Origin of the sequence: Phenylobacterium sp. (assembly GCF_036502675.1) — a bacterium.
In the GTDB taxonomy this organism is placed as follows: Bacteria; Pseudomonadota; Alphaproteobacteria; order Caulobacterales; family Caulobacteraceae; genus Phenylobacterium.
This window is the reverse complement of record NZ_DASXYF010000102.1, coordinates 1-8,874: the sequence shown is the minus strand read 5'-3', so window position 1 is coordinate 8,874 and position 8,874 is coordinate 1. Positions and strand designations below refer to the sequence as shown.

General features: G+C 69.2%; 9 protein-coding genes. 5 read left to right on the top strand and 4 right to left on the bottom strand.

Annotated elements, in window-relative coordinates; genetic code table 11:
* Nucleotides 1-1,465, bottom strand: a 1,465-nt coding sequence (locus tag VGL30_RS12915) for an ATP-binding protein (protein WP_331540407.1), incomplete at its 3' end; no start/stop codon positions are given.
* A 263-nt stretch (nucleotides 1,466-1,728) separates the two neighbouring features.
* On the opposite strand from VGL30_RS12915, the gene VGL30_RS12910 reads away from it, so the two are divergent.
* Nucleotides 1,729-1,920: a hypothetical protein gene (locus tag VGL30_RS12910; protein WP_331540406.1), complete on the top strand. Its 192-nt coding sequence runs from the start codon at nucleotides 1,729-1,731 to the stop codon at nucleotides 1,918-1,920.
* Here VGL30_RS12910 and VGL30_RS12905 read toward each other — a convergent pair.
* Entirely contained in the window at nucleotides 1,912-2,451 is a 540-nt protein-coding gene (locus tag VGL30_RS12905) for a YkgJ family cysteine cluster protein (protein WP_331540405.1), read from the bottom strand. The two genes, VGL30_RS12910 and VGL30_RS12905, sit on opposite strands and share 9 nt — an antisense overlap.
* A gap of 180 nt (nucleotides 2,452-2,631) precedes the next feature.
* Between VGL30_RS12905 and VGL30_RS12900 the strand changes: the two genes are divergently transcribed.
* The 4 genes from VGL30_RS12900 to VGL30_RS12885 all read left to right on the top strand — a co-directional run bounded on the left by VGL30_RS12900 (nucleotide 2,632) and on the right by VGL30_RS12885 (nucleotide 5,880).
* A complete protein-coding gene (locus tag VGL30_RS12900) occupies nucleotides 2,632-4,188 on the top strand; it encodes an acyl-CoA synthetase (RefSeq protein WP_331540404.1) in 1,557 nt (518 codons plus the stop codon).
* A gap of 128 nt (nucleotides 4,189-4,316) precedes the next feature.
* On the top strand, nucleotides 4,317-4,703 hold the full coding sequence (locus VGL30_RS12895; RefSeq protein ID WP_331540403.1) for a PRC-barrel domain-containing protein: 387 nt from the start codon (nucleotides 4,317-4,319) through the stop codon (nucleotides 4,701-4,703).
* A 63-nt stretch (nucleotides 4,704-4,766) separates the two neighbouring features.
* Nucleotides 4,767-5,441, top strand: coding sequence for a hypothetical protein (locus VGL30_RS12890; protein ID WP_331540402.1), 675 nt, complete (start codon nucleotides 4,767-4,769; stop codon nucleotides 5,439-5,441).
* A 265-nt stretch (nucleotides 5,442-5,706) separates the two neighbouring features.
* Nucleotides 5,707-5,880: a hypothetical protein gene (locus VGL30_RS12885; protein ID WP_331540401.1), complete on the top strand. Its 174-nt coding sequence runs from the start codon at nucleotides 5,707-5,709 to the stop codon at nucleotides 5,878-5,880.
* Nucleotides 5,881-5,949: 69 nt separating this feature from the next.
* Here VGL30_RS12885 and dnaJ read toward each other — a convergent pair whose 3' ends face one another.
* Nucleotides 5,950-7,095, bottom strand: coding sequence for a molecular chaperone DnaJ (dnaJ, locus tag VGL30_RS12880; protein WP_331540400.1), 1,146 nt, complete (start codon nucleotides 7,093-7,095; stop codon nucleotides 5,950-5,952).
* Between the two features lie 166 nt (nucleotides 7,096-7,261).
* On the bottom strand, nucleotides 7,262-8,874 hold a 1,613-nt coding region (gene dnaK / locus VGL30_RS12875), incomplete at its 5' end, for a molecular chaperone DnaK (RefSeq protein WP_331540399.1).

Sequence of the window (8,874 nt, the reverse complement as noted above, 5' to 3'; positions counted from 1 at the left end):
TGCGGCGGTAGAAGGCGGCGTCCGACGGGTCGGCGTTGGCGGTGAGCGCCAGGATCGGGATGCGGGAGACGGCCCCGACGCTGGCCCGGATGCGGCGGGTCGCCTCGATGCCGTCCATGCGCGGCATCTTGATGTCCATGAGGATCAGGTCGAAGCGGCCGCTCAGCGCCGCCTCGACCGCTTCGTCGCCGTCCTCGACGCACTCCACCGTGCAGCCGAACATCTCGCAGATGCTGCGGGCGATCAGGCGGTTGGTGGGATTGTCGTCGGCGACGAGGACATGCGCCCCGCCTTCGACCCCGTCGTTCCCGTCGGGGGCGGGCTCCGCCTCTGCGGGAAGCGGCGTCGGGACGCTGTAGAGCGGGATCTCCATCTCGAAGACCGCCCCTCGCCCGGGCGCGTTGCGGGCGCGGATGACGCCGCCCATGCGCTCCACCAGCTGGCGGCAGACCGCCAGGCCGAGACCCGCGCCCCCCTGGCGAACGCCTTCCTCCGTCTGCTGGAAGGGGACGAATATATGCTCCAGCTGGTCGGGGGGAACGCCGGGACCGTCGTCCTGGACCGTGGCGCGAAGCTGCGCGAACTGGCCCTCGCCCACGAGCTCGACCGTGAGATCGACGCGGCCTTCGGCGGTGAACTTCAGGGCGTTGCTGACCAGGTTGTTGAGAATCTGCCGCAGGCGGTCGGCGTCGGCCAGCACCCACAGGTCCGGCGGGCCGTCATAGCCGATCCGCAGGTCGAGGCCCTTGACGGCGGCCTTGGGGGTCCAGAGGCGGCGCACCTCCTCGACCAGCCAGGGCGGGTGCAGCGGCTCTTCCCTCAGCTCCAGTCCGGCGGCCTCCGCCCGGGACACGTCGAGAGCGTCGTTGAGCAGGCGCAGGAGCACGCCGCCGGACTCGATGATGGTGTCCAGGAGCGGGCTCAGCTCCGGCTGCCGCGACTTGCGCCGGGCGATTTCCGCCACCGCCAGCACGCCGTTCAGCGGCGTGCGGATCTCATGGCTCATCACCGCGAGGAAACGCGACCTGGCCTCGAGGGCCTCGCGCGCCTGGCGGCTCGCGGCCTGGGCGACGCCGGCGGCGGCCTGCAGCAGGGTCACCATGGCGCCGACGCCGGCGTAGCGGCCGCCGCAGGTGACGATGAAGCCGTGCAGCAGGGCCGAGGGGCTTTCCTCCAGGATGCGGCCGCAGAACTCGGCGACGGTGACGTCGCCGTCGACCACCACGGGGTGGGCGTTCATCCACATGGAGATCGGGCGGCCGGACCACAGGGCGCGGCCATATTGCGCCGCCATCCGCACCAGGAAGGCGTTGCGCTCCACGAGCCCCACGGGACGGCCGTCGCCATCGACGACCGCTATGGCCAGGGTGTCGGCCTCCAGCTCGAAGCGCTGATAGATCTCCGCACCGGTGGTGAACGGCGACGCCGGCGCAATAAGCGGTGCAATGTCGAGAAGTACCGTCAAGGGAGCCCCCATGCCTCGGGAGCATAGGCGCCAGACCCCGCTTAACGGGGCGTTATTTCGTCCAATATAGCGGCCGGATAATCAAAGAATTTTTTGTGACAATTTTATTATTGCGCTCAAACGACAGAATATAGCGGATGTGACGGTGAATTTGACCTCGGCGTCACCCGATTGACTTAGATCCGGCTTATGGAGGCGGCGGTCAATCCGGGGGTCCCATGGCTCGCCAATTTGTCGTCCGGCCGTTTTCGACGGGATGGTGCGTGGATAGCGAAGCGCTGTTCCCGCGACTCGAGTTCTCCAGCGGAGCCCGGGCCGAGGAGACGGCGCGCCGGCTCGCCCGCCGCCGCGCCGAGACCGGCGAGAGCGCGGAGGTGCGGATAATCCTGCGCGACGGGTCGGTCGCCGGGGTCTTCCACTTCGAGGGCCGGCGCGCCCTGGTCGCCTCAGCCTGAGTCCTCGCCGCCGTCCGCCGGCCCCGGCAGGTCGCTCAGCACCATGGCGTAGGCGACGCGTTCGCCGTCGCGCATGGCGAAGCCGCTGACGATCTTGTGGTCGGGGTTGACCACGCCCAGGTCCACGTCCTCGTGCGGGAAGACGACGATCCGGCGGTCTCCGATGGCGACCACCAGTTCGCACCCCTCTTCGATCCGCTGGGACATAGCCTTGAGGCGCGCGTAATACGGCTCCCGCCGCCAGGCCGCGGGGCTGGCCGGGTCGACGATCACGTTGAGCCGCTTGCCGCCGCGCTCGGTGTAGAGCACGAACTTCGCCCGGTCCGGCCGCCAGCCGTCGTCGAGCTTCGTGGACTCGAGCCAAAGGCATTCGAAGCTCGCGCAGGGGCCGGGGCGCGCGTCATAGACCGCGCAGCCCGAGGCCGGGCGGTAATGGCGGCACCAGCGCCCGGCCGGCTTGTCGAGCTCGGCGACCCCCAGGAGCTTGCAGCACATGCCGCACGCCCCGCAGCTCTTTCCGTCCGCCGCCATTCCTGCCGATCCGATGTTCCGCAGCAGGACGATATAGGCGGCGCGTGACGGGTTGATGTCGCCCAGCCGGGTGGCTACGCGCGTGGCGCCTCCACCCCCGCGACATCCGTCCTGGAACAGGCTATGCCGGTTGCAACCTGGACCCGCGGCAGGCGGGCCAGCCACGGCTGGAGGAACAGCATGAGCATCAACGTCCACGCAAGGCGTACGCCCGACAAGGACGCGGTGCGCATGGCGGAGACCGGGGCGCGGATGACCTACGCCGAGCTGGACGACGCCTCGGCGCGGCTGGCCTCGGTGCTGCGGGCGCGCGGCGCGCAACCGGGCGACCGGGTCGCGGTGTTGATGGAGAATCGGCCGGAATACCTGGTGGGGGTGTGGGCGGCGCGGCGGGCGGGCCTGCGGTTCGTGCCGGTGAACTGGCACCTGACTCCCGACGAGGCGGCCTATGTAACCGATGACAGCGACGCCGTTGCGCTGATCACCTCGCATACGCTGATCGAACTGGCGACGGGGGTGAAGGCCCGCTCCCCGCGGGTGCGCACGGCAATCAGCGCGGGGCCGGCGGAGGCCGGGTTCGAGTCCCTGGCGGCGCTGGTCGCCGGGGCCGAACCCTGGCCCGCGACCGATGAGCCGGAGGGCGGCCTCATGACCTATTCCTCAGGCACTTCAGGCAGACCGAAGGGCATATTGCGCCCGCTGGCCTCGGAGCCTTTCGGCTCCCCGTCGGGCTTCGAGACCATGCTGGCGAGCGCCTACGGCTTCGGCCCCGACACGGTCTATCTGTCGCCGGCGCCGCTCTACCACACCGCGCCGCTGGGCTGGTCGACGGCGGCGCAGGCCAATGGGGGCACGGTGATCCTGCTGCAAAGCTACGACGCAGAGCGCGCGCTGCAGGCGATCCAGCACGAGCGGGTGACCCATGCCCAGTTCGTGCCGACCCATTTCGTGCGCATGCTGAAGCTGCCGGAGGAGGTGCGGCGGAAATACGACGTCTCGTCGCTGCGCATGGCGATCCACGCCGCAGCGCCCTGCCCTGTGGACGTCAAGCAGGCGATGCTCGACTGGTGGGGCCCGATCATCCGGGAATACTACGCCGGCAGCGAGGGCGGCGGCTTCGTGTCCTTGGACAGCGCCGAGTGGCTGACCCACAAGGGCTCCGTCGGCCGCGCGCGGCAGATGACCGCGGCAAGCGGCGAAAGCGCCCTGCACATCGTCGATCCCGAGACCGGCGAGGAAGTTCCCGGCGGCGAGGTGGGGCTGATCTACTTCGCCAACGCCGCCGGGTTCGAATACTACAAGGACCCTGGCAAGACGGCGGAGTTCTTCAACGACAAGGGCTGGGGCACCCTGGGCGACATGGGCTGGGTGGACGCCGAGGGCTACCTCTACCTCACCGACCGCAAGAGCCACATGATCATCTCCGGCGGGGTGAACATCTATCCGCAGGAGATCGAGTCGGTGCTGGCCATGCACCCGGCGGTCTCCGACGTGGCGGTGATCGGCGTGCCCAACGCGGAGTTCGGCGAGGAGGTGAAGGCGGTGATCGAGCCCGCCGGCGCGGCCGGCGCCGAGCTGGCCCAGGAGCTGATGGCCTACTGCCGCGAGCGGCTGGCGGGCTTCAAGTGCCCGCGCACCGTGGACTTCGTGGAGGCCCTGCCGCGGCTGCCGAGCGGCAAGCTCCTGAAGCGCGAGCTGCGCAAGCGCTACTGGCCGGAGGGCCGGGCGAGGATCTGAGCCGCCGGGCCAGGGTGAATTCCCCGTAAGGCCGGAACAACCGGCGCCTTGGGCTGTTTTCCCTTCAGAAGGCCGCCGGCGCCGGTCCTGTGGCGCCCCCCGAAAGCGGCGAGAAAAGGACCCTGGCCATGGCGTCGAAGGCGCCCGTTCCCGAGCACCCGATGATCTCCGCCCGCCGCGTCGAGGGTTCGGCCGTGTTCAACCAGGCGGGCGAGCAGATCGGGCGGATCGAGGACATCATGATCGAGAAGCTGACGGGACAGATCGCCAGCGCCACTCTCTGCTACGGCGGCCCGTTCGAGGCCGCCGGCGGACGGTTCCCGATCCCCTGGAACTGCCTCAGCTACGACCTGATTCATCACGGCTATGTGGTGGACGAGGCGCGGGTGAGGGCCTCGCCGCATGTGGACCTCGACCTGTTCGGCGGCGACCTGCCCTGGCGTGACGCCGACCATCACTGGGCCGCCCCGCCCTATTGGTACGGCGCCGGCCCACCGCCGGAGCCGCACCGCTAGGCCCGGCGAACGCAGGAGTTGCGGGGACTCGACGGACGCGCCCGGTTGCGCCACATCAGCGGCATGAGAATGCGCGTCGCCGCGGCGGCCCCCGCCGCCCTGGCCCTCACCCTGGCCGCCCCCGTCCGGGCGCATCCGAGCTGGCCCGACGGCTTCGTCGCGCGGCTGGAGGCGCAGGCCCTGCTGCAGGGGCTGAACGCCGACCTGCTCGGCCACGACAGCGCCACAGCCACCCTGCAGCGGTTCTGCGACCTGCACGGCGGCCGCCCCGGCCTGAAGATCGCCGCGCGGCGGATGCCCGGGCCGGACAAGCCCGCGGGCGAGGCGGAGCGGCGCGAACTGCAGGTGGGGCCGCAGGCGCAGCTGCGCTACCGCCGGGTGGCGCTGGCCTGCGGCGAGGCGACCCTGTCGCAGGCCGACAACTGGTACCGGCCTGATCGGCTGACGCCGGAGATGAACCGGTTGCTGGACGACACCGACACGCCCTTCGGCGTGGCCGCGGCGCCCCTTGCCTACCGGCGCAGGACGCTCGCGTCCAATGTGCTGGCCCGGCCCTTGCCGGAAGGTTGGGAGCGACAGCCGCCGCAGGCCAACGCCGGGCCCTGGACGCCGCCGGCGCAGATCCTGGAACACCGGGCGGTGCTGATCACCCCCGACGGCATCCCCCTGAGCCTGGTGGTGGAAACCTATTCGGCGGCCCTGCTGGCCCTGCCCGAGGCCGTGGGAAAGGTCCCCTGAACCCTGCGACATTACGCCGATTTAACCTTCCGCGGTTCGCGGTATGGTCCGCGCGGATTTCGCGGCCAGGCGCTCGACAGCGGCCTTTGGCGTTCCCGTCGGGGGATGGGAACGAAGCGCTCCTAGCACAGCTAGGGGCGCTTTTCGCTGTCTGGAGCTTCGCCTTGGGCCTGGCCGGCCGGCCCGGAACTTGCGGCATATCCGGCCAAGGAAGCTAAACCTGTCCCGGAACGAGACATTCCGGGACGCAGAGAAGCCGCTGACCATGTCGAAGTTCAATCTCCTCGAGTCGGAATACTACCTCGTCCGGGAGGCCACGCGCCGTCCCGTCATGAAGGTCCAACGCCATGCGCCGGCGGTGACCCCGCCGTTCGTCATGGGCGTCGCCTTGTGGTTCGTGGCGATGTTCGCGGTGGGTGAGCTGATCCTGCTGCGCTGAGCGGCGCGAGGCGCGGGAAAGACAGGAAGCGCATCGGTTCGATCGGAGGCGAGACGCCCGGATATCCGCTCACACGCCGGTGACGGCGCCCCAGAAGCGCCTGGCCTTGCCGAGGAAATTGGCGGACTTCGGGTGCTGCTGCTCCCCGCAGAGGCCGGCGAATTCGCGCAGCAGCTCCTTCTGGCGGGCGGTAAGCTTGGCCGGCGTCTCCACGAACAGCTCCACCACCAGGTCGCCGCGTTCGCGGGCGCGCAAGGACGGCATGCCGCGGCCTTTGACGCGGATCGTGCGTCCGGTCTGGGCGCCTTCCGGCACCTTGACGGTGATCTTGCACTCGCCGTCGCAGTTCTCTCCGCCCATCAGGCAGGGCGCTTCGATGTCGCCGCCCAGCGCCGCCGCCGCCATCGGCACAGGCACGGTGCAGAGCAGGTCGAGGCCGTCACGCTCGAAGAGCTCGTGCGGGTGCACGCTCAGGAAGATGTAGAGGTCGCCGCGCGGCCCGTGGCGGGCGCCCAGGTCCCCCTCGCCGGCCAGGCGGATCCGCGCGCCGTCGTCGACGCCGGCCGGGACGCGCACCTGCAGGGTGCGGTCGCGCCGCACCTGGCCCTGGCCGCGGCACGCCTGGCAGGGATCGAGGATCAGCTTGCCGGCCCCGCCGCAGCGCGGGCAGGCGCGCTCGATCGAAAAGAAGCCCTGGCTCGCCCGCACCCGGCCCTGGCCGTTGCAGGAGCCGCAGACTGTCGGATTGGTGCCAGGCTTGGCGCCCGTGCCGTCGCAGGACTCGCAGGTCATGGCCGCGGGAATGGTAATTTCCACATCGGCGCCGGCGTAGGCCTGCTCGAGCGTGATCTCCAGGTCGTAGCGCAGGTCCTGGCCGCGCGCGGGCCCGCGGTTGCGGCCCCGGCCGCCGAACATGTCGCCGAACACGTCCCCGAACACGTCGTTGAAGATGTCGTTGACGTCGCCGAAGCCGGCGCCCCGCCCGCCGCCCTGGCCGTTCACGCCGGCGTGGCCGAAACGGTCGTAGGCCGCCCGCTTATGGGGATCCGACAGGATCGAGTAGGCTTCGTTGATTTCCTTGAACCGCGACGTCGCTTCCTCGCACCCCCCGTTGCGGTCGGGGTGATGCTCCATGGCGAGCTTGCGGAAAGTCGACTTGAGGGCGTTCGCGTCGCATTCGCGAGCCACGCCCAGGATCTCGTAGTAGTCCCGCATCAGACCGTCGAAGGCTTAGATTGTGACTGAAAACTGAGGTGGGATGACCCCCGCCCCGCCGCAAGGCTTTTCGCCTGGCCGGCGAGGCGGAAGACATCCGCGCCACGGCGTCCCCGGAGGCGGCCCATTTTCCAGATCGGAATCCAGGCCGCCATGGGGCAAACCGTCACGCGGACTTTTTCTGGTCGTCGCTGACTTCTTCGAACTCCGCGTCGACCACATCGTCGCCGCCCGAAGCCTGGGCCCCGTCGGACGCCTGGCCGGCGCCGTCCTGTTGCGCGGCGTACATCGCCTCGCCCAGCTTCATCGACGCCTGGATCAGCGCCTGGGTCTTGGCCGAGATGGCCTCGCCGTCGCCGGATTCCAGCACGCCCTTCAGGTCGGCGATGGCGGTCTCGACCGCGGTCTTGTCGGCTTCGCCGATCTTGTCGCCGTGCTCGGCCAGCGCCTTCTCCGAGGAGTGCAGCACGGCGTCGGCCTGGTTCTTGGCCTCCACAGCCGCCTTGCGCTTGTCGTCGTCGGCCTTGTTGGATTCGGCCTCCTTGACCATCCGCTCGATGTCGACGTCCGAAAGGCCGCCGTTCGCCTGGATGCGGATCGACTGCTCCTTGGCCGTAGCCTTGTCGCGCGCCGAGACGTTGACGATGCCGTTGGCGTCGATGTCGAAGGTGACCTCTACCTGCGGCACGCCGCGGGGCGCGGGCGGGATGCCGACCAGGTCGAACTGGCCCAGCATCTTGTTGTCCTGCGCCATCGGACGTTCGCCCTGGAACACCCGGATGGTCACCGCGCTCTGGTTGTCGTCGGCGGTGGAGAAAGTCTGCGACCGCTTGGTCGGGATGGTGGTGTTGCGTTCGATCAGCGGAGTGAACACGCCGCCCAGGGTCTCGATGCCCAGGGTGAGCGGGGTCACGTCCAGCAGCAGCACGTCCTTGACGTCGCCCTGCAGGACGCCGGCCTGCACGGCTGCGCCCAGGGCCACCACTTCGTCGGGGTTCACGCCCTTGTGGGGCTCGCGGCCGAAGAACTCCTTCACCGTCTCGATCACCTTGGGCATGCGGGTCATGCCGCCCACCAGGATGACTTCGTCGATGTCCGACTTCTTGAGGCCGGCGTCCTTCAGCGCCTGTTCGCAGGGGCCGACGGTCTTGGCCACCAGGTCCTCGACCAGGGCTTCCAGCTTGGAGCGCGACAGCTTGATGTTGAGGTGTAGAGGCCCGCTCTCGTTCATCGAGATGAAGGGCAGGTTGACCTCGTATTGCGGGACGCTCGACAGCTCCTTCTTGGCCTTTTCGGCCTCTTCCTTCAGGCGCTGCAGGGCCAGCTTGTCCTTGCGAAGGTCGACCGAGGTCTCCTTCTTGAACTCGTCGGCCAGGTAGTCGACGACGCGCAGGTCGAAGTCCTCGCCGCCGAGGAAGGTGTCGCCATTGGTCGCCTTCACCTCGAAGACGCCGTCGCCGATCTCCAGGATCGAGACGTCGAAGGTGCCGCCGCCCAGGTCATAGACGACGATCTTCTTGCCTTCGTTCTTGTCCAGGCCATAGGCGAGGGCCGCGGCGGTCGGCTCGTTGATGATCCGCAGGACTTCCAGGCCGGCGATCTTGCCCGCATCCTTGGTCGCCTGACGCTGAGCGTCGTTGAAATAGGCCGGGACAGTGATGACCGCCTTCTCGACCTTCTCGCCGAGGTGCTGCTCGGCCGATTCCTTCATCTTGATCAGGGTGAAGGCCGAGATTTCCTGCGGGGAATAGTCCTTGCCATGGGCGCGCACCCAGGCGT

Coding starts and splice junctions, on each gene's coding strand:
- VGL30_RS12895 (WP_331540403.1), top strand. CDS start 4,317: ATGGCGTCGAAGGCGCCCGTTCCCGAGCACCCGATGATCTCCGCCCGC.
- dnaJ (WP_331540400.1), bottom strand. CDS start 7,095: ATGCGGGACTACTACGAGATCCTGGGCGTGGCTCGCGAATGCGACGCG.
- VGL30_RS12890 (WP_331540402.1), top strand. CDS start 4,767: ATGAGAATGCGCGTCGCCGCGGCGGCCCCCGCCGCCCTGGCCCTCACC.
- VGL30_RS12905 (WP_331540405.1), bottom strand. CDS start 2,451: ATGGCGGCGGACGGAAAGAGCTGCGGGGCGTGCGGCATGTGCTGCAAG.
- VGL30_RS12900 (WP_331540404.1), top strand. CDS start 2,632: ATGAGCATCAACGTCCACGCAAGGCGTACGCCCGACAAGGACGCGGTG.
- VGL30_RS12885 (WP_331540401.1), top strand. CDS start 5,707: ATGTCGAAGTTCAATCTCCTCGAGTCGGAATACTACCTCGTCCGGGAG.